This is a genomic window from Rhizobium pisi (assembly GCF_003938655.1).
GTDB classification, from domain to species: domain Bacteria; phylum Pseudomonadota; class Alphaproteobacteria; order Rhizobiales; family Rhizobiaceae; genus Rhizobium; species Rhizobium pisi.
Genome location: NZ_RJJT01000015.1, coordinates 101,381 through 121,193, shown reverse-complemented (window position 1 = coordinate 121,193; position 19,813 = coordinate 101,381). Strand labels below are relative to the sequence as shown.

General features: G+C 61.0%; 22 protein-coding genes. 12 read left to right on the top strand and 10 right to left on the bottom strand.

Annotated features, from left to right (window positions below; all coding sequences use genetic code 11):
* Position 1: 1 nt before the first annotated feature.
* The 7 genes from ybgF to ybgC all read right to left on the bottom strand — a co-directional run bounded on the left by ybgF (position 2) and on the right by ybgC (position 6,436).
* The gene (gene ybgF, locus EFD55_RS21505; RefSeq protein WP_125847147.1) at positions 2 to 991 is read right to left on the bottom strand and encodes a tol-pal system protein YbgF; all 990 of its coding nucleotides are present in this window, start codon (positions 989 to 991) and stop codon (positions 2 to 4) included.
* A gap of 159 nt (positions 992 to 1,150) precedes the next feature.
* Positions 1,151 to 1,684, bottom strand: coding sequence for a peptidoglycan-associated lipoprotein Pal (gene pal / locus EFD55_RS21500; RefSeq protein WP_125847145.1), 534 nt, complete (start codon positions 1,682 to 1,684; stop codon positions 1,151 to 1,153).
* A 151-nt stretch (positions 1,685 to 1,835) separates the two neighbouring features.
* Complete coding sequence (tolB, locus tag EFD55_RS21495) at positions 1,836 to 3,146, bottom strand: Tol-Pal system beta propeller repeat protein TolB (protein WP_125847143.1); 1,311 nt, start codon at positions 3,144 to 3,146, stop codon at positions 1,836 to 1,838.
* A gap of 109 nt (positions 3,147 to 3,255) precedes the next feature.
* Positions 3,256 to 4,401 (bottom strand): cell envelope integrity protein TolA, encoded by a 1,146-nt coding sequence (tolA, locus tag EFD55_RS21490; RefSeq protein ID WP_125847141.1) that lies wholly within the window; start codon positions 4,399 to 4,401, stop codon positions 3,256 to 3,258.
* Positions 4,402 to 4,409: 8 nt separating this feature from the next.
* Positions 4,410 to 4,862 carry a protein TolR gene (gene tolR, locus EFD55_RS21485; RefSeq protein ID WP_125847139.1) on the bottom strand — a complete coding sequence of 151 codons (453 nt, stop codon included), beginning with the start codon at positions 4,860 to 4,862 and terminating at the stop codon, positions 4,410 to 4,412.
* Positions 4,863 to 4,879: 17 nt separating this feature from the next.
* On the bottom strand, positions 4,880 to 5,599 hold the full coding sequence (gene tolQ, locus EFD55_RS21480) for a protein TolQ (protein ID WP_125847137.1): 720 nt from the start codon (positions 5,597 to 5,599) through the stop codon (positions 4,880 to 4,882).
* Positions 5,600 to 5,980: 381 nt separating this feature from the next.
* Entirely contained in the window at positions 5,981 to 6,436 is a 456-nt protein-coding gene (ybgC, locus tag EFD55_RS21475) for a tol-pal system-associated acyl-CoA thioesterase (protein ID WP_125847135.1), read from the bottom strand.
* Between the two features lie 119 nt (positions 6,437 to 6,555).
* On the opposite strand from ybgC, the gene EFD55_RS21470 reads away from it, so the two are divergent.
* The 7 genes from EFD55_RS21470 to EFD55_RS21440 all read left to right on the top strand — a co-directional run bounded on the left by EFD55_RS21470 (position 6,556) and on the right by EFD55_RS21440 (position 12,789).
* Positions 6,556 to 7,776, top strand: a complete 1,221-nt coding sequence (locus tag EFD55_RS21470; RefSeq protein WP_125847133.1) for an NAD-dependent epimerase/dehydratase family protein — start codon at positions 6,556 to 6,558, stop codon at positions 7,774 to 7,776.
* Between the two features lie 5 nt (positions 7,777 to 7,781).
* On the top strand, positions 7,782 to 8,609 hold the full coding sequence (locus EFD55_RS21465; protein WP_125847245.1) for a glycosyltransferase: 828 nt from the start codon (positions 7,782 to 7,784) through the stop codon (positions 8,607 to 8,609).
* Complete coding sequence (locus EFD55_RS21460; protein ID WP_125847131.1) at positions 8,606 to 9,523, top strand: NAD-dependent epimerase/dehydratase family protein; 918 nt, start codon at positions 8,606 to 8,608, stop codon at positions 9,521 to 9,523. The genes EFD55_RS21465 and EFD55_RS21460 overlap by 4 nt, the downstream gene beginning before the upstream one ends.
* A 58-nt stretch (positions 9,524 to 9,581) precedes the next feature.
* Complete coding sequence (locus tag EFD55_RS21455; RefSeq protein WP_125847129.1) at positions 9,582 to 10,265, top strand: hypothetical protein; 684 nt, start codon at positions 9,582 to 9,584, stop codon at positions 10,263 to 10,265.
* Positions 10,266 to 10,373: 108 nt separating this feature from the next.
* On the top strand, positions 10,374 to 10,961 hold the full coding sequence (locus EFD55_RS21450; RefSeq protein ID WP_125847127.1) for a 5-formyltetrahydrofolate cyclo-ligase: 588 nt from the start codon (positions 10,374 to 10,376) through the stop codon (positions 10,959 to 10,961).
* 3 nt (positions 10,962 to 10,964) lie between these two features.
* Entirely contained in the window at positions 10,965 to 11,789 is an 825-nt protein-coding gene (locus EFD55_RS21445; RefSeq protein WP_003582125.1) for a TIGR00282 family metallophosphoesterase, read from the top strand.
* Between the two features lie 154 nt (positions 11,790 to 11,943).
* Positions 11,944 to 12,789, top strand: a complete 846-nt coding sequence (locus EFD55_RS21440) for an MBL fold metallo-hydrolase (protein ID WP_125847125.1) — start codon at positions 11,944 to 11,946, stop codon at positions 12,787 to 12,789.
* A gap of 136 nt (positions 12,790 to 12,925) precedes the next feature.
* Here the strand turns inward: EFD55_RS21440 and EFD55_RS21435 are convergent, their stop codons facing one another.
* On the bottom strand, positions 12,926 to 13,429 hold the full coding sequence (locus EFD55_RS21435) for a pyridoxamine 5'-phosphate oxidase family protein (protein WP_125847123.1): 504 nt from the start codon (positions 13,427 to 13,429) through the stop codon (positions 12,926 to 12,928).
* Between the two features lie 137 nt (positions 13,430 to 13,566).
* On the opposite strand from EFD55_RS21435, the gene EFD55_RS21430 reads away from it, so the two are divergent.
* Positions 13,567 to 14,001, top strand: a complete 435-nt coding sequence (locus EFD55_RS21430; RefSeq protein WP_125847121.1) for a DUF6636 domain-containing protein — start codon at positions 13,567 to 13,569, stop codon at positions 13,999 to 14,001.
* Between the two features lie 116 nt (positions 14,002 to 14,117).
* Entirely contained in the window at positions 14,118 to 14,864 is a 747-nt protein-coding gene (locus EFD55_RS21425) for a YebC/PmpR family DNA-binding transcriptional regulator (RefSeq protein WP_125847119.1), read from the top strand.
* A gap of 96 nt (positions 14,865 to 14,960) precedes the next feature.
* On the opposite strand, the gene EFD55_RS21420 is transcribed toward EFD55_RS21425, so the two are convergent.
* Positions 14,961 to 15,962, bottom strand: a complete 1,002-nt coding sequence (locus EFD55_RS21420) for an LLM class flavin-dependent oxidoreductase (RefSeq protein WP_125847117.1) — start codon at positions 15,960 to 15,962, stop codon at positions 14,961 to 14,963.
* Between the two features lie 125 nt (positions 15,963 to 16,087).
* Positions 16,088 to 18,403 (bottom strand): methyl-accepting chemotaxis protein, encoded by a 2,316-nt coding sequence (locus EFD55_RS21415; RefSeq protein ID WP_125847115.1) that lies wholly within the window; start codon positions 18,401 to 18,403, stop codon positions 16,088 to 16,090.
* 179 nt (positions 18,404 to 18,582) lie between these two features.
* Between EFD55_RS21415 and ruvC the strand changes: the two genes are divergently transcribed.
* The 3 genes from ruvC to EFD55_RS21400 are packed head-to-tail and all read left to right on the top strand — an operon-like array spanning position 18,583 to position 19,804.
* Positions 18,583 to 19,092, top strand: a complete 510-nt coding sequence (gene ruvC / locus EFD55_RS21410; RefSeq protein WP_008533049.1) for a crossover junction endodeoxyribonuclease RuvC — start codon at positions 18,583 to 18,585, stop codon at positions 19,090 to 19,092.
* 54 nt (positions 19,093 to 19,146) lie between these two features.
* Complete coding sequence (locus EFD55_RS21405) at positions 19,147 to 19,407, top strand: AbrB/MazE/SpoVT family DNA-binding domain-containing protein (RefSeq protein WP_125847113.1); 261 nt, start codon at positions 19,147 to 19,149, stop codon at positions 19,405 to 19,407.
* Positions 19,388 to 19,804, top strand: a complete 417-nt coding sequence (locus EFD55_RS21400; RefSeq protein WP_125847111.1) for a type II toxin-antitoxin system VapC family toxin — start codon at positions 19,388 to 19,390, stop codon at positions 19,802 to 19,804. The genes EFD55_RS21405 and EFD55_RS21400 overlap by 20 nt, the downstream gene beginning before the upstream one ends.
* The last annotated feature ends 9 nt before the right edge of the window (positions 19,805 to 19,813 follow it).

Below are 19,813 nucleotides of genomic sequence, written 5' to 3'. Positions count from 1 at the left end.
CCTAGCAGGCGAGGCGTTTCTGTTCGCTCGCAACCTTGGTTATGACGGCGCGTGAGGCCTTCGGATAACGCTTCGAGACTTCGCGCAGCGTCGCGCAGGCCGTCTCGGTATTGTCGAGGGCAGCAAGCGACATGCCGAGCTTCAGCAGCATTTCCGGCGCCTTCTCCGATGTGCTGTATTTCTGATGCGCATTGAGGAAGGTCTTTGCCGCCTCATTGTACTTGCCCTGCGAATAGAGCGCTTCGCCGAGCCAGAAATTGGCGTCCGCCGCCCGCGCGCTGCTCGGGTAACGGGTGATGTACTGCGTGAATTCCTGCTCGGCCGTGCCGTAGTCGCCGGAAAGCACATGACCGTAGGCGGACTTGTACTGATCGGCCTCGCTGCCGAGCGAAGCGGTCTGTTGCGGCGTTCCGCTATTGGCATCAGGAATCGGCCCGGAGCCGATTGTGGCATTGTCGTCGACGGATCCACCGATCGGATTGCCATTTTTGTCGAATTCGATCGAGCCAAGCTCCTTCGGCGGCTGGCCGAGGCCGTTATTGTCCGGCACCTTGGTGGAGGGAGCCGTTTCGGCTCCCTGTGGTGCTTGGATCACCTTGGCGATGTCGTCGCTGCCGGAGGCTGCCGGAGCGGGATCGGTTTCGCTTTTCTTGACGGGTGCCTTGGCCGCACCGCCGCCGGTGCCTGTCTTTTCGAGCTGCTGGAAGCGGAATTCATTGTCTTCCTGCTGCTTGCGGATCGTCTCCTGCATCTGGAGAAGCTGAAAGCTCATCTCCTCGATCCGGCCGTTCAGCTGCCGCATCTGGTCCTCGAGCTGCTGTACGCGGACCTCCGCATCGCCGCTCTGCACCTTGACAACAGGCGGCGCCGACTGATTTTCCGCCGGCCGCCCGCCGAGATGCAGCCCGAAGAACGAAGCGGAATAGGCCGCCCTTTCGCTCCCGGTCACAGCCGCGAGGCACAGCATGCCTGCCACGACAAGTTTCTTCATATGTATCGTCCTGTCCCAGTGATTCTTCGCGCCTCGATGGCACGAACAGGAGATTTTTCCAATTGCTGTCAAAAAGCAACGGAGTCTGGCCAAAGTGTGGTCAAAAAGAAAAGGCGGCCCCGCGGGACCGCCTTTGAAAAACCGGGCATTGCCTGGAGATTACGAGCCGGCGCCGCCGAGTACGGTGACTGCGCGGCGGTTCTGCGACCAGCAGGAAATATCGTCGCAGACGGCGACCGGACGTTCCTTGCCGTAGGAAATCGTCTTCATGCGCTGTGCGGGAACGCCGCGCGAAGCAAGGTAATCCTTGGCGGCAGAAGCACGGCGGGCGCCGAGCGCCAGGTTGTATTCGCGGGTACCGCGTTCGTCGGCGTGGCCTTCGACGGTGATCTGGTAGTTCGGATAGCGGGCGAGCCACTGAGCCTGACGGTCGAGCGTCTGGGAGGCATCGGCGCGGATCGACGAGGAGTCGGTATCGAAGAAGATGCGGTCGCCGACATTGACCGTGAAGTCCTGGGCCGAGCCCGGCGTTGCTGCACCGGCGCCGAGGCCCATATCGCCGGCGCTGTTCGGCATGCCGCCGTTCTTCTTTGCGCAGCTTGCAAGCGCGAGACCGGCGACAAGCGCGATCATGACAGGGTTGCGGGCGAAATTCTGCATGCGGCTCATTGCCGGGGTGTGAATTCGGCTCATGGCCGGGTCTCCTTGCGATTTCAGGGTTTCCGGACAGTAACCGCACTCGGTTAACCGCCCCTCAAAGATTATGGTTAACAATTTACTGATTTGTCCCGTAGCCGCCCGGTTTTCATGATTCTGGGGCGACATAAAGGCATTGCCGCGCCTGCTACTCCAGAAGCGGTGACCAGGCCGGGTCGGAACCGTAGCTCGGCGTCTTGACGAGCTGTTCATTGTAACCGGTCAGATCAATCGAATAGAGCTGCGGACCGCCCGCCCCCGCTGCCTGGCGGAAGAACATCAGCACGCGGCCATTCGGCGCCCAGGTCGGACCCTCGTTGTGGAAGCCGGTCGTCAGGATGCGCTCGCCCGAACCATCCGGCTTCATCACGCCGATCGAGAACTTGCCGCCGGCCTGCTTGGTGAAGGCGATCAGATCGCCGCGCGGCGACCAGACCGGCGTCGAATAGGAGCCGTCGCCGAAGGAAATGCGGGTCTGGCCCGAGCCGTCGGCATTCATCACATAGATCTGCGGCTTTCCACCACGGTCGCTTTCGAAGCTGACACGCGCGCCGTCAGGCGAATAGGAAGGCGAAGTGTCGATCGCAGCCGTCGAAGTCAGCCGCGTCGTCGTGCGCGAACGCAGGTCCATCGTGTAGATGTTGGAATTGCCTTCCTGCTGCAAGCTCATGATCACCTTCTGGCCATCAGGAGAAAAGCGCGGCGAGAAGGTCATGCCCGGGAAGTTGCCGACGACTTCGCGCTGCCCGGTTTCGAGCTGCAGCAGATAGACGCGCGGCTGCTGGTTGGCAAAGGACATGTAGGTGACTTCCTGCCGGCTCGGCGAGAAGCGCGGCGTCAGCACGAGATCGCTGCCGTCCGTCAGCATCCGGATATTGAAACCGTCCTGATCCATGATCGCCAGCTGACGCTTGCGCTGCTGCTTGGTGCCGGATTCGGAAACGAAGACGACACGGGTATCGAAATAGCCCTCTTCACCAGTGATCTGCTTGTAGATCGCGTCGGCGATGATGTGAGCGACGCGGCGCCAGTTCTCCGGCTGCGTATAGAATTGCTGACCGGTCATCTGCTGGCCGGCGAAGGGATCCCAGAGACGGAATTCGGCGCGAAGACGGCCATCGGCCTCCTGCGTCACGCGACCGGTGACCAACGCCTGTGCGTTGATGACCTTCCAGTCCTCGAAGCGCGGCGCGGCATCCGGATTGGAGATCTTCTCAATGAAGGCGCTCTTGTTAATCGGCGCGAAAAGGCCGGAGCGCTGCAGGTCGGCGGCGATCACCTGCGAAACCTGCGCGCCCATATCGCCCTGCAGGAAGTCGGTTACCGCAATAGGCAGCGGCTGAATATTGCCCTTCCGAAGATCGAGGGTGAGTACCGCGTTTGCCGGAGTCGTAAACGCTGCGACCCCAATCAGGCCTGCAATGACCATTAGAGCGCGGATGAGGGAACACTTGACCATATCAAAACAAGCCTTTCAGCACTTCATCGGTTCAATTGGCTGGCGTCGAAGTTCAAAATAACTTCCTTCCAAGCATCGTATTTGTCTTTTGGGAGCATCGTGTAAGGCGCTAGATTCCCAAGCTGCTCGCATCGAAGTTGAGAACGACCTCACTCCAAGCGTCATATTTGTCCATCGGAAGGGTCGAGGAAAAAGAAGGCGCGGATTTCATCACGGCGCGGTAAGCAGCGCTTTCCAGCGCACGGCGCGTAGAGTCACTGCTGCTTCCGCCAGACGATTCCACATCCGGCTGACCAATAATGCTACCGTCTTTACCCAGCTTGAAATGCACCGTAATCACCAGGCCGGACAGCCCTTCCATTCCGGGCGTGACCAGCCAATTGCTCTCGATCAAGCTGCGCATAGCATCTTCTTCGCTCTGGCTGAGTTTCGAGCCACCATTGCTCTTCTTCGCACCGAGCGATGCCTCTTGCGTCGAGCGCTTGGCTCCGCCAGCGGAAGGATCGGTCTTGTTCAGCAAGGCTGAAATCTGGTCGGCATTGAAGTCGCTCTTCATCGACGAGGCTGATTTCGCGACTTCCTGCTTCTTGTCGGCCTTTTTCTTGTCCGTCGGTTTTTCGGCAGCCTTCGGCTCGTCCGGTGTCTTTTCCGGCGGCTTTTCGGCGGGCTTCTGCGGCTCCGGCGGCTTTACCTGCGGCTTGACGACCGGCGTCGGCACCTTGTCCGGCAACGCTTCCGCATCCGGCTTCGGCGGCTCTTCAGGCTTGGCCTGTTCTTCCGGCGGTTTCTCTTCCGGCTTCGGCGGCGTTACCTCGACCGGCTTCGGCGGCGGAATTGAAGCAACTTCCTTCGGCTGCTCGACCTCGGTCTCTTCCTTACTGACTTCCTTGACGTCGTTCGGCTTGGGATCGACCTGCGGCAGCGGCTTTTCGGTTGAATTCGCCGCGGCGGCTTCGCTATTGCTCGGCTTGGCGTTCGGGACCGGCGGCGTCTTCAGATCGGCATTGTTGTCGCCGGCATTCTCCGCCGGCTGAGCGATCGGCGGGCGCGTCGTCGGTACGGGCGCGGAAGTCTCCTTCTTCGGAGCCTTCTTGTCGCCCTGCTGCATCTGGGTAATGGATTCCACCGGCACGAGATCGACCGGCATCGCCTCGAAATCCTCCACCTTGAAGGATTCCGGGGCGCTGAGCGACACCATCGCCCAGGTAAGCACCAGGCAGTGCAGAACAGCAGATGTGACGACACTGGCCTTCATTTTGAGCGCTATTGGTCCTTCTTCTGCTGCGTCACGAGGCCGATGTTCTTGAAGCCGGCCCCCTGGATGCGAGCCATGACGTCGGCGATGACGCCATAGGGCGCCGTCGCGTCGCCACGCACGAAGATGCGTTCGTTATAACCGGTGGTCGCGATCGCCTCGAGCTTTGCAGCAATCTCTTCGGCCGGGATCGGCGTTTCCTGCAGATAGACTTCGCCGCTGTTCTTGACCGAGATCGTGATCGGCTGCGTCTCGGAATTCAGCGCCTTGGCCTGCGTTTCCGGCAGGTCGATCGGCACGCCGACGGTCATCATCGGTGCCGCGACCATGAAGATGATCAAAAGCACGAGCATGACGTCGACGAGCGGCGTCACGTTGATTTCGGAAATCACGGCCCTGTTGCGACCGCCACGACGGCGGCGTCCGCCACCTCCGCCATTGCCTCCTACAGCCATACCCATGGTCGTCGCTCCGTCGGTTACTGCGCAGCCTGGCGCGGCTGCAACTTCTCATCGATCTGGCGCGAAAGAATGGCGGAGAATTCGTCCGCAAAACCTTCCATGCGCGCCGAGAGCTTGCCGGCGTCGGCGGAGAACTTGTTGTAGGCAATAACGGCCGGGATAGCGGCGACCAGACCGATGGCGGTTGCAAGAAGCGCTTCGGCGATACCGGGCGCCACGACCGCAAGGTTGGTGGACTTCGACCCGGCAATTGCCTGGAACGAGGTCATGATACCGACGACCGTGCCGAAAAGGCCGATGAACGGACCGGCCGAACCGATGGTTGCGAGCGATCCGAGGCGGGCGCCGAGAAATTCGGTTTCACGGGCGAGCGTCACGTCCATCGCCCGGTCGATACGCATCTGCAGGCCGATCGGCGAGCGGGCGCCGCGTTCGAACGACTTCTTCCACTCGCGCATGGCGGCGACGAAGATCGACGCCAGACCCGTATTGTTGCGTTCCGACAGCGAGCGGTAGAGTTCTTCCAGCGACTGGCCCGACCAGAAAACCTGCTCGAACTTGTCGAACTGGCGCCGTGCGCGGCCATAGGCCAGGTATTTGTCAATGACGATCGCCCACGTCCATACCGAGGCTGCGATGAGCCCGAGCATGACGAGCTTGACGACGATGCCGGCCTGCATGAATAGCGACCAGAGGCTGACGTCCGTCGTGGCTGCTGCCAATCCTACTTGTTCCATTGATTCAAAATCCCCGAATCCAAACGCCCGGTGCAGGACCGGGCGGCACAAAGTGATCTCGCAAGAAGTGTCTGGCGGCCGCTGCCCAAAGCCCTGGTCAAGCTTCCAAGCTCTTCTTCCGCCTTCTTGCCGTCAAATTTGGTCAAAGGAAGGCGTGCACCGCACAAACTCCGACTTTCCCAGTAAGACACTATTATGGTTAATAGATCGTTAGTGCCGGACTGTGACAGTAAGCCTGGGTTCGGGAGAATTTGTTCCATGGATTACTTGACCGGAGCAAAGTCCGGCCGCCGAAGAGCGTCCATCCTGCGGCGCGCGAATTCCTTCACATAAAACTCAAGTTTTGACAAGCGCGTCGCTACGGATTTCAGGCGATTCGGATTACAGCGGTTTGCTGCCTTCCAGGAATTTGATCGCCAGCGTTTCCGGCAGCCGTCTCGGCCGTCCCTTGGCGTTGATGACGGCGATAATCACCTTGGCGGCGATCAGCAGCGTCTCGCCCGAACGAATCTGCTGGTTGAGCACCATCTTGGCGCCGCCGGCTTTTTCCGTGTGCGTCAGGATAGTCAGCACGTCGTCCATCCGCGCCGGGCTCTTGAAGTCGATCTCCATGCGGTGGACGACGAAAACCAGCCCTTCCTCGTCGGCGCCGACAAGCTCACGCTGCTCGACGCCGAGACAGCGCAGATAATCGGTACGGCCGCGCTCGAGGAAATGCAGGTAGCGGGCGTGATAGACCAGGCCGGAGAAATCCGTATCTTCATAATAGACCCGCTGGACGAGGCGGTGTCCCGCCTCCGTCAGCTCTCCCGAAATGGAAAAAGGGCGTTCCGTCATAATTTTCTCCAAACTGAGGTGCCCTCTTTGGCGCAACGCTTCCCGTCAGGCAAGCGTTGAATGATTGTCATAATTCCTAACTATTCCCGATAATAAGCGACCGATCAGGAGACGATGCGATGAAGATTGCGGTTATGGGCGGAGACGGTTTCATTGGTTGGCCCACCTCGCTCCACCTTTCCGATGCCGGTCACGACATCCATATCCTCGACAATCTCTCGCGCCGCTGGATCGACACCGAACTTGGCGTTCAGTCGCTGACGCCGATGGATTCGATCCAGGAGCGCGCCCGCATCTGGCATGCGGAAACCGGACGCCGCATCCACTTCAATCTGATCGATCTCGCCAAGGATTATGAACTCCTGAAGAAGTGGCTTGCCGAAAACCGCCCCGATGCCGTCATCCATTTCGCCGAACAGCGCGCCGCGCCCTATTCGATGAAGAGCGACCGCCACAAGAACTACACTGTGAACAACAATGTCAGCGCCACGCATAACCTCCTGAACGCGCTGACCGAACTCAATCTCGACGCCCACCTCATCCATCTCGGCACCATGGGCGTCTATGGTTACTCGACCGTCGGCGCCGCCATTCCCGAAGGTTATCTGCCCGTCGGCATCGAAACCGCGGGCGGCGAGACGGTCAGCCAGGAGATCCTCTACCCATCCAATCCGGGCTCGATCTACCATATGACCAAGTGCCTGGATCAGCTTCTCTTTCAGTTCTATGCAAAGAACGATGGGCTCAGGATCACCGATCTGCACCAGGGTATCGTCTGGGGCACGCACACCGAGCAGACGCGCCGCCACGCGCAGCTCATCAACCGGTTCGACTATGATGGCGACTACGGCACGGTGCTGAATCGCTTCCTCATCCAGGCGGCAATCGGTTATCCTCTGACGGTACACGGAACCGGCGGCCAGACTCGCGCCTTCATCCACATCCAGGATTCGGTCCGCTGCATCGAGCTGGCGCTGGAGAACCCGCCTGCCCGCGGCGCGCGCGTCGAGATCTTCAATCAGATGACGGAAACCCACCGGGTGCGCGACCTCGCCGAGATGATCGCCAGGATGACCGGCTCCAAGATCGCCTGGCTGCCCAACCCGCGCAAGGAAGCCGCCGAGAACGAACTGATCGTCAGGAACGAAAAGTTCCGCGATCTCGGCCTCGCCCCGATCACCCTGGAAGCAGCCCTGCTCGACGAGATCGTCGATGTGGCGAAGAAATTCGCCTATCGCGTCGATCGCTCGCGCGTGCCGGCCGTTTCCGCCTGGACCAAGGACATCGCCGCGACGATCAATCACGATCCGGAAGGCAAGCGGCTGAAGTCCGTGTCGTGAGCGACATGCCGAGCGCCAGCGGCCGTTTTGCCTACGTCACGCTCGTGACCAATTCCGACTACGCCATGGGCGCAACCGCGCTTGCCCGTTCCCTGCGCCGAACCGGCACTGCGGCCGATATCGTCGTCCTTCACACCGGCGGAGTCGATACGGCTGCCCTCGCCCCTCTGAAAGAGCTGGACTGCCGCCTGATCGAGGTCGAGCATCTGCCGCTGTCCGATGTCTTCAACGATCGCCACGCTCGCGGCAGCCTCCATTCCGCGGCTCCTTTTACCAAAGGCCGCAAGCCGGATTTCCATTCGCCGCTCGACAATTTCTGCAAGCTCAGGCTCTGGCAGCTCGTTGACTACGAGCGTTGCGTCTTTATCGACGCCGACGCCCTCGTGCTGAAAAACATCGACAGGCTCTTTCTCTATCCGGAATTTTCCGCTGCTCCCAATGTCTACGAAAGCCTTGCCGACTTCCATCGCATGAATTCCGGCGTCTTCGTCGCAACACCGTCTGATGACACATTCCGGCGCATGCTTGAGAGGCTCGACAGGCCCAACGCCTTCTGGCGACGCACCGATCAGACGTTTCTCGAGGCTTTCTTCTCGGATTGGCACGGCCTGCCGGTCTATTTCAACATGCTGCAATATGTATGGTTCACCATGCCTGAGCTTTGGGACTGGAAGAGCATTTCGATCCTGCATTACCAGTATGAAAAACCGTGGGAAAAAGATCATCCCAAAGCAGCGCGGCTACAACCCTTGATCGATCTATGGCACCGTTTCCATGATGATGGCGAGGTGCCCGAGATCGCGGCGCTGGCCAATCCGGAAGGGACGGCATGAAAGTATTGGTGTCTGGCGGAACGGGCCTCGTCGGCCGGTATGTCGTCGAGGAGCTGCTGGCCGCCGGATACCAGGTGATCGTCGGCGGACGCCGGGCGCCGCTGCCCCGCCTCTTCTCCCGCCCGGTGGAATTCGCGGCACTTTCGCTTGATCCCGACAAGGATCAGATCGACATCTTCGACGACGCCTATTTCTTCGTCCACGCCGCCTTCAGCCATGTCCCGGGCAAATATCGCGGCGGCGAAGGTGACGATCCCAAGACCTTCCACAGGTTGAACCTCGACGGCACCGTCCAGCTTTTCGAAGCCGCCAAACGCGCCGGCACACGCCGCTGCGTCTTCCTGTCCAGCCGTGCAGCCTACGGCGAGTATCCGCCGGGCACCGAGCTGGCTGAGACAATGCTGGCCGAGCCGGAAACGCTCTACGGCAGGGTGAAGCTCGACGCCGAACGCGCTCTTGTCGACCTCACAGCGCCCGGTTTTGCCGGCGCAAGCCTGAGAGCGACCGGCGTCTACGGCGATCTCTTTCCAAACAAATGGGACGGCCTGATCGCGGATTACCTCTCCGGCCGGCCGATTGCTGCCCGCGCGGGAACGGAGGTTCATGGCCGCGACCTCGCACGCGCGGCGCGGCTGATGCTGGAAACGGAAAGCACCCGCATTTCCGGCGAAGTCTTCAACGTCTCGGACATATCAGTAGACACGAAGGATATCCTTTCGCCCATTCAACGCGTGACGGGCTGTCGACACGCGCTGCCCGCCCCTGCCGACAAGGCGGCGCTCAATCCCATGAGCACGGCAAAAATCGACGCCCTCGGCTGGGTGCCCGGCGGGGCCACTCTGTTCGAGGAGACGATGCAGCGGCTGGCCGCCGCGCTGCAGCAATCCCCAGGACACAGGTCCACGCAAGGCTGACATTGCAGGATGCGCCCGAATTGCAATCGGGGGCCCGATTAAAATCGGGAGATTGTCCATGCAGGTCGCAACCACATCTGCTTCCATCATCTTGCGCGGGACGTCTTCGGCAGCGGGTACATCTGCCACGGGAAACGAGGCCGGCCGGGATGTGCTGAGGCTGCAGCGCACCAACCAGGCGCAGCAGCAGATTCGGCAGACCTTGGCGAACTCGGGGGACGAAGCCAAGGCGAAGGCGCAACGCAAGCTCGAAGAGGCAAAGCAGGAGTTGGAGATGCTGAAGAGCTCCAACATGCCTCCGGAGGTGGTCGCGCGCCTGGCCTCCGAATTGGCCCGCAAGGTCGGCACCGCCGCGTCAGAATTCGCATCGTCGGTCGCCACCGGCAGCCCGGCAACCGCCGTTCCGGCGAATACAACCGTGGATCTGGCGGCTGCAGCGACGAGCAGCACCGATGCTGCGCTGACGGATACCGCGGGAGATACCGGCGCCCCGGAGCCGACCGACGCCGCTGAGGCTCGCAAGGCCTATGAGAGCGTCGCCGAGGACACTCCTAAATTTTCAGGCATTTCCGCCGATGATCGCGAGGCGATGGAAGGGTTCAAGAGCGCCGTGCGCGAACTCAAGCAACTCCTCGAAAAGGCGATGCGCGAACTGCGCCAGCAGGCCAAGTCCAATCCCGTCCCCGACATGGCAGGTTTCTCCGTCGCCACAACGACGATACCGACAAGCATCGTCGTCTGACGACCCGCGGGCGAGGCGTGAAACGGGCGCAGCGCTGTCGCACCCGGCATTGCATCGGCCATCCAGCCGTCTATGCTCGGTCGAACTTTCCCATACCCGGCAGATCCAATGACCGCTAGAGAATTGAAAGCGCAGTTGCGCAACGAACGGCTGTCGGCACGCGACGCCATCCCCGCCGAGGAGCGCGCCGCGAAAAGCCGTGCAATGGCCGATCACGCCGGCGAGGCGGTTGGTTTTGCGCCGGGCACGATCGTCTCGGGCTTCCTGCCGATCCGCTCGGAAGCCGATCTCAGGCCGCTGATGGCGCGTTTTGCGGCGCGTGGCGCGCGGCTCTGCGTGCCGGCGATCCTCGACCGGCAAACCATTGTCTTTCGTGAATTGGCCGAAGGCGCGCCGCTTGTTGCGACCGGTTTCGGCACGGTCGGACCCGCCGAGGACGCCGCCATTCTCGATCCCGAGATCATGCTGGTGCCGCTTTCGGCCTTCGACATTCGCGGCCATCGCATCGGCTACGGCGCCGGCCATTACGATCGCGCCATCAGCCGGCTCAGAGAGAAAGGGCTGCATCCGAAGCTGATCGGCATTGCATTCGACTGCCAGGAAGTGGCACATGTGCCTGATGAGCCGCATGACATAAGCCTGGATGCCATCCTGACAGAAAGCGGCCTTCGCTTTTTTGCCTCTTGGATTGGATAGGGAATGCGACTGCTTTTTTTGGGTGACATGGTCGGCAAGACGGGACGCACCGCGGTCTGGGACCGCCTTCCCGGGCTGATCTCCGACCTCAAGCTCGATTTCGTCGTCGTCAACGGCGAGAACGCCGCCGGCGGCTTCGGCATCACCGAGGACATCTTTCTGGAAACGATCAATGCCGGCGCCGATGTGGTGACGACAGGCAATCACGTCTGGGATCAGAAGGAAGCCGTCGCTTTTGCCGGACGGCACGATCAATTCCTGCGGCCGGCCAATTATCCGCAGGGCACGCCCGGCCGCGGCTCCGGACTTTTCTATGCCAGGAACGGCGCGCGCGTGCTCGTCGCCAATGTCATGGGCCGGGTCTTCATGCATCCGGAACTCGACGATCCCTTCAAATCGGCGGAAGTGATCCTCGATGCCTGCCCGCTCAAAGAGCAGGCTGATGCGATCATCTTCGACTTCCATGCGGAGGCGACCAGCGAAAAGCAGTGCTTCGGCCATTTCGTCGACGGCCGCGCCAGCTTCGTCGTCGGCACCCATACGCATGTGCCGACGGCCGACGCGCAGATCCTGAACGGCGGCACGGCCTATATGTCGGATGCCGGCATGTGCGGCGATTACGACTCCTCGCTCGGCATGGACAAGGAGGAGCCCCTCAACCGCTTCATCTCCAAGATGCCGAAGGGCCGCATGGAAGCGGCGAACGGCCCCGCGACGATCTGCGGCGTCGGCGTGGAGATTTCCGATGCGACGGGATTGGCCGAAAAGATCGCGCCGCTCCGGCTCGGGCCGCGCCTGGCCGAGACCGTGCCGGAGTTCTGGCGGTAGGCCATCGCGCAGATCAACACGCGATTGTGAGCATCCTCCTCTGGACCGCTGCGACCTCATGCCGCATCCTCACGCCGCCAATTCCAAGTGATCGAGCGTCCTTGGCGCGCCGTTAGGACGCGCGGCGCTCTCAGTAATGCGCCGGAGGGGTGGCATGACGCCGCGATATCTTGTCCTCGCTCTCGCATGCCTTGCAGCCTTCGCCGCGCCGGTTCCCGCCGCGGCACAGGAACAGCGAACGCCCGTCAGCCAGTGCCAGGCGATCGCGCAAAATCTCCCCAGAGCGACCTTCGCAAGCTTTTCCGGGGCGCCGACGCTGATGCCTGCCGTCTCCGAGGGCGAAGACGTCAAGCTCACCTTCCTCGGCCATTCCACCTTCGAGATCGATACACCCGCCGGCATCGTCATCGCGACAGACTATAACGGCTGGTACAGGCCGGCGACGACACCCGATGTCGTGACCATGAACAAGGCGCACCCGACCCACTTCACCCTGACGCCCGATCCCGGCATCAAGCATGTGCTCCATGGATGGAGCGATGTTCCGGGCGAAAAGGCCAACGTCAATCTGGTCGTCGGCGATGCCCATATCCGCAACGTCACGACCGATATCCGCTTCAGCTATGGCCTCGGCGGCTCGCAGGAAAACGGCAATTCCATTTTCATTTTCGAGATCGCCGGCCTCTGCATCGGCCATCTCGGCCATCTGCATTACGAGCTGACGGATTCGCACTACACCGAGATCGGTCGCCTCGATGTCGTCATGGTGCCGGTCGACGGCGGCCTCACCATGGGCGCCGACAGCATGAGCCGCGTCATCAAGCGGCTGCGTTCATCGCTGATCCTGCCGATGCACCGCCGCGGTCCGCCGGTCGAGGCCTTTCTCGCCATGTTCGGCAAGGATTTCGATGTCGCCTACGCTCCCGACGACAGCATCACCGTCTCCATGCGCACACTGCCGAAGAAGCCGCTGATCTACGTCCTGAAGGGTGTGCGATAAATAGGCCCGGCGGTTTCCCTTCTCCTGCGCGCGCGTCCTTTTAGACGCGCAAAGGACGCTGTAGCACTTTGAATTGCTGCATAATTTTATCCTTAAATCGATTCCGATTTATGGAATTATGCAGGAGCCTTGCGCATCAGGCGAATTGCAGATGACGCTTGATGCCCACATCCGGCATCTTGTCGTCGTCGAGATTGGCCTTGGCGATCTCCCAGCCGAACTTCAGCGTATTGCCCGTGGAAACCCAGATCTCGGCATCGTCGACATGCAGGGAAAGCATGGTGAGCTTGGGATCCTTCTTGCCGCCGTCGTACCAGGCGGCCACCATCGAACTCCAGAATTCTTCGATCTTTGCAGGATCGGGACGCACGTCGATCACGCCGGCAAGGCAGGCGTGATAATCATGATCCTTGCCGACGACGCAGAAATGCGCGCGGCTGCCGGGCTTGATGGCGCGCACAATATCGGCATCGGTCTTGGTGTAGAACCAGATCGTGTTGGTGGTAGGATCGGCATGCGGCGCCATCGGCTGCATGTGCATGTCCAGGCCGGAAACGCCGAGCATGCCGGCATGAACATTGTTGACCTGATCCCAAAGCTGACGTGCTGGTTGTTCCCGCGCCTCGCTGAGACTTGCCATGACCGTTCCTTTCCGTTGGAGGGAGTTCGGTTGAAACGCCATCCCACTGCCTTTGTTCCCCGCAGAGGCAGCGGGCGACGTTGTCTTTTCAGCCTGCGAGAATATGCGATAGTGCGCCTGACCAAGAAGGGATCACCATGCGCACAAAACATTCGATTCTGGCTTTGATTTTTTGCACTGCCTTTGCGCCGATAGTCCTTGCGGCCGAAAAGACCTTCAAGCCCGACGAGAATGGTCAAGTCGTCTTCGTCACGCCCACAAGGAATATCGGCTGTGTCTATACGCCAAAGGGCGGCGTCGAAATGTATGTTCCCGAAGATGGTGGTCCGGAGCTTGCCTGCGAGCGCAAAGAGCCGGTCTGGACCCGCCTCATCCTGTCGGCGAGCGGCAAGGCCGATATCTTCAAGATGGTCGGCGATACCGCCTGCTGCAGCGAGGAACATATCCTTAACTATGGCGACAGCTGGAGCGGTGGGCCCTATTCCTGTACCTCCGGCACGGAGGGGCTGCGCTGCCGACGCCGAGACGGACATGGTTTCTTTGCCAGCCGCAAGCGATTGACGGTTGACTGAAACGGGCGGCAGGCCCGCGCATCGTGCGGCAAATCCACCGCTTTTTCCTTGAACGGGTGCCGTTTCGCTCTTATAAGGCGGCCCATTCCGAACAATGAGACGTGCACAGGGGTGCCATGGCTGGCCATTCACAGTTTAAAAACATCATGCACCGCAAAGGCCGTCAGGATGCCGTGCGGTCGAAAATGTTCTCGAAGCTTGCGCGCGAAATCACCGTTGCCGCCAAGGCCGGCCTGCCCGACCCGACGATGAACGCCCGTCTTCGCCTGGCGATCCAGAACGCCAAAGCCCAGTCCATGCCGAAGGACAATATCGACCGCGCCATCAAGAAGGCAGCCGGCGCCGACGGCGAAAACTACGACGAAGTCCGCTACGAAGGCTACGGCCCGGGCGGCACGGCAATCATCGTCGAGGCCCTGACCGACAACCGCAACCGCACCGCCTCCAACGTCCGCTCGATCTTCACCAAGGCCGGCGGCGCTCTCGGCGAAACCGGTTCCGTATCCTTCTCTTTCGACCATCTCGGCGAAATCACCTACAAGCTTTCCGTCGGCGACGCCGACAAGGTGATGGAAGCCGCGATCGAAGCCGGCGCCGATGACGTCGAGACCGATGAGGACGGCCACTACATCACCTGCGGCTTCGAAGCTCTCGGCGAAGTGTCGAAAGCCCTGGAATCTAGCCTCGGCGAAGCCGAAACCGTCAAGGCCGTCTGGCGCGCCCAGAACAATGTGCCGGTAGACGAGGAAAAGGCCCAGTCGCTGATGAAGCTCATCGACTCTCTCGAAGACGATGACGACGTGCAGAACGTCTATTCCAACTTCGAAGTCTCGGAAGAGGTTCTGGCGAAACTCTCCGCCTGATTTCTTCAGACCATCGTCAGTGGAAAACCCGGCCGCGACGCCGGGTTTTTTGTTGTGGAAGGATGTATCTTCTGTCGGAGTGCCGGCCGCCAAACCCTACGCGGCAGCCCGCATGAAATTTCCGAGCCCCGCAAACAGTTCCACCGACCGCAGCCGCGTCTCGATGTCGTGGATCGGCATCGAGATGATCACCTCGTCGGCCTGCGTTTCCCCTAGAAACCCGGTCAGTTTAGCCTCCGCCGTCTTCGGCGATCCCACCACGGCATAACGCAACGTGTGTTCGACGTTCATCTTCTCCATCGGCGACCAGAAGTCCTCCATATCGGCCACCGGACGCGGGAACGGCCCGCGAACATTGCGGCGCAGATTGACGAACTGCTGCTGGGCGGAGGTGAAATGGTACCGCGCCTCTTCGTCGGTCGCCGCCACCGCGCCCATGACGCCGACCATCACGTAAGGCTTGTCGAGCGTCGCCGAGGGCTGGAAACGATCGCGGTAGATCGCGATGGCATCGAGCAGCATGTCGGGCGCAAAATGCGAGGCGAAGGCATAGGGAAGCCCGAGGATGCCGGCAAGCTGGGCGCTGTAGAGGCTGGAGCCGAGCAGCCAGATCGGGACATGCGAATTGTTGCCCGGCACAGCAAGGATTGCCTGGTTTTCGACCGGCTTGCCGAGAAGCTGCTGCAGTTCCACGACATCGTTCGGGAAGCTGTTTGCGCCGGCCTCGAGGTTGCGCCGCAGCGCCTGCGCCGTGCGCATGTCCGTTCCCGGCGCGCGCCCGAGACCGAGATCGATGCGGCCGGGGAAAAGCGCCTCCAGCGTGCCGAACTGCTCGGCGATGACGAGCGGCGAATGGTTGGGCAGCATGATGCCGCCGGAGCCGATGCGGATACGCTTGGTGGCGGCTCCGACATGGCCGATGACGACTGCCGTGGCGGCGCTGGCGATCCCCGGCATGCCGTGATGTTCGGCAAGCCAGAAACGTTTGTAGCCGAATTCCTCGGCCTTCTGAGCCATCCGCGCCGAACTCGCGAGAGATTGGATGACGGTGCTGCCTTCGGCAACGGGGGAAAGGTCGAGTATGGAGAAGGGAACCATGGGAAACCTGCCGGCAGTTGAAGGGTGTGGCTTATGTAGGTTCCCGCCCTCACCATTCCAAACCATGCACGCAAACAAAAAGGGCCGCGCGAACGCGACCCTTGCCTGGTGTTGGAAACAACGGACTACCGGTGACGGCGCAGCACATGCACCTCGGCACTCGGCGCGTGATGGCCGGGCGGCAGCGTGAAATTGCCGAGCTGGCGGTCCATCTGCAGTGCTTCCGTTGCCAGCCGGTGGATCGCCTCGGTCGTCTCCTCGACCATCGAGGCGTTCTGCTGCGTCATCGCATCGAGTTCGGCGACGGCGCTATTGATCTCACGCAGCGTACCGGCCTCCTCGCGGGTCGATTCCATGATCTCGTTGATCTGTCCGTTGATCGCCTCGACATGGGCGCCGATGCCGGTCAGGGCAATGCCCGCTTTTTCCACAAGCGCCACGCCGCTTTCGACCTCGTGCGTCGATTTCTGCAGCAGGCTGGAAATTTCCTTGGCCGCGCTCGAGGAGCGCTGGGCGAGCTCGCGCACTTCCATGGCGACGACGGCGAAACCCTTGCCCGATTCACCGGCGCGCGCCGCCTCGACCCCGGCATTGAGCGCCAGGAGGTTGGTCTGGAAGGCGATGTCGTCGATGACGGAGATGATCGTGTTGATCTGGCGCGAGGAGGCCTGGATAGCCTCCATCGCCGCGATCGTCTCACGCATGATCTGCCCGGAGCCGGTCGTTTCCTTCTTGGCGTCGCGGGCAATGCGTTCGGCCTGCTCGGCCCGTTCGATCTGCCGGCGGACGGATTGGGTGATGGCGCTGATCGCATTCGCCGTCTCGGTGATCGAACCGGCCTGGCGCTCGGTGCGCGCGGCAAGCTCGTCGGCACCGGTGCGCATCTCCTCGGAGCCGGCGCGGACCGCCATCGAGTTGCCGCCGATCGCCGTCATGGTTTCGCTCAGCGTCGCCAGAGCCTCGTTGAAATTGACGCGCAGGCTTTCGAGCTCGTTCGGGAAGCGGGTGTCGATCTGATAGGCCAGATCGCCGTTCGCCAGATGATGCAGGCCCTCGTCGAGCGCCTCCACCACCTGCTGCAGCGACTTCGCCTCGGCCTCGCGCTCGGCCAAATTCTGCTGGCGGTCGTGCTCGGCCCGCAGGCGCGTCTCCTCGCTGGCCGCTTCGAGTTCGCGGCCTTCGATCAGCGATTGCCGGAAACGGGCGAGCGCATTCGCCATCGTGCCGATCTCGTCCTTGCGGTTCAGGCTGCCGATCTCGCCGTCAAGCTTGCCATCGGCGACATCACGGGTAACGCCCGCAAGACGCGCCAGCGGCGAAAACAGAAGATTGGTCACAAGCCCGGTCGCAACCGCCATGACGACGAGCACGCCGATGCCGATCATCGTCAGCAACATAGCGATCTCGATCGAACCAGCATTGAGTTCGCTCAGGAGCACGCTCTCGACCACGAGAAAGCGATCGCCGCGATAGTCGATGCCGCGGACATAGGCGCGGGCCGCGCCGTCCGCCCGGTTGAAATCGGCAACCGTCATCGCCGAACTGGCCAGTGCGTCCTTGATGAAGGTGAAAGGTGCCGTATCGAGCGTCGAAAGCTTGCCGCTTCCGTCAAGACCGACGGCGGATCCATCGGCGGAGACGATCGCCGCCCGCGCCGTGTTGCCCTGGACAATGCCCTTGGCAAGAATGCCGGCGACAATATCGTCTCGCACCTTGAAGAGGATGATGCCCTTGGCCGCTCCGAGCTTGACGATCGGCACGGCATAGAAGATCGCCGATTTGCCGCTGGCCACATCGACGCGGAGGCCGGAAAAGCCTGTCGGCGCAGCGTCATCGGTCGCCTTGGCGGTATTCTCGATTGCCTTGGCGAAAGCGATGCCCGCACCGGTCGCCTTCCAGGCATCCGACTTCAGGTTCTCGGCAAAGTCGTCGTCCTTCTTGTAGGAATAGAGGACAGTACCATCGAGATCGGCGATCAGCAGGTCGCTGAAGGCGGTATCCTCGAGGTCGCGGGCGACTTCGCCCTGCGTCTTTTCATGGTTCGAATAATAGAAGCCGCTCGGCCCTTCCGGCTTCATCAGCTTCTCGCGCTGGTCGGCCGGGTTCGGATTGCCCGATATGAAAACCTTCTTGAGCTCGGCGCGGGCATCCCCCGAGGTCTTCTCGATGGTTTTCCAGCCGCTCTTGAGGCTGGTGATCGACATCTGCAGCGCCTCGATGCGCGCGATCGAATTGGCCTGGTTTTCAAGCTGCGCCAGCTGATCCTGCAGCATGTCGCCGCGGAAGATCAGCACGCTTTCCTTGGCCTTCAGCGCCTGCTCGTCAGAGATGCGGCTGCTGGCGAAATAGGCGAGCACGTCGATGACTGCGATCGACAGCACGGTCATCAGGATGAATGTGGCAATAACCTTGAAGGACAGGGACTGAAATCTCTGAGCCATATGCAACGAACCCTTGTGAACGACGTCTGCCAGCCCGGCATGTGGCGCATGCCCGATCGACCGAGCTAGAATTCGGACATCTGTTTTAATTCGCAGTAAATGGTGCGCCTAAAACTCAGATGTTTTTGTTTTGTTCACATATCAATGGCAGTTATTTCGCAATCGCTATAGGTTGAACTATGCAAAATACGATTCGCATCATCGGCATCGATCCGGGTCTCCGCCGCACCGGCTGGGGAATCATCGACACGCTTGGCAATTCCCTGCGTTTCGTGGCATCGGGAACGGTGACCTCGGACGGCGACATGGACCTCGCCTCCCGCCTTTGCCAGCTGCATGATGGCCTGGCGGAAATCGTTCACAGCCACAAGCCTGATGAAGCCGCTGTCGAACAGACCTTCGTCAACAAGGATGCGGTCGCGACACTGAAGCTCGGCCAGGCCCGTGGCATCGCCATGCTGGTGCCGGCACGCGCTGGGCTGCCGGTATCCGAATATGCCCCTAACGCCGTGAAGAAGGCCGTCATCGGCGTCGGCCACGGCGAAAAGCAGCAGATCCACATGATGTTGAAGATCCTGATGCCCAAGGTCGAATTCAAGGGCAACGACGCCGCCGACGCCCTGGCGATCGCCATCTGCCATGCCCATAATCGCGGCAGCAACCGGATGCGCCAGGCGCTTGCGGGGTAACGCGTTCTTGACTTGTTCTTATTTGCTGATAAGTAATACCTCGGAGGTATTACCATGCGTGTGACCGAAAAAGGCCAGGTGACCATTCCCAAGGATATCCGGGATCGTTTGAAGATCGGCCCCGGGTCGGAAGTGGATTTCGTTGCCGATGAAAAGGGGGCTCGCCTTGTGGTTCTATCCAAGGCCGAGCCGTCGCCGGACGATTTTGAATCCTGGCTCGGCAGCATGAGCGGTACTCTCGACACCGGCGGCATGACGACGGACGAATTCATGGAATGGCTGAGGGGGCCGCGCGATGACCTCGGTCCTCATTGATACGAACATTTTCATCGATATCTTCGGTCCGGAGAACCGTTTTCGAGAGTGGTCCGCACGGACCTTGAGCGCGCTGCGGCCGGATTCACAATTTATCATGACACCCGTCGTCTGGGCGGAGTTGGCAAGCATGACACCACGCGAGGAAACCCTTGCATTTCTCCTGTCACGGTTAAACCTGATACGCGAGGCTTTGCCTTTTTCCGCCGCTTATCGCGCAGGCATGGCGCATGCGCAGTACCGAAGAGGCGGCGGATTGCGAGAACGCACCCTGCCGGACTTCTTCATCGGCGCGCATGCCCTCATTCGATCGCACCGCCTTCTGACGCGCGATGACACGCGCTACCGCTCTTATTTCCCGGAGCTGGACATAATTTCTCCCGAAACGCACCCCTGAGAGACCACG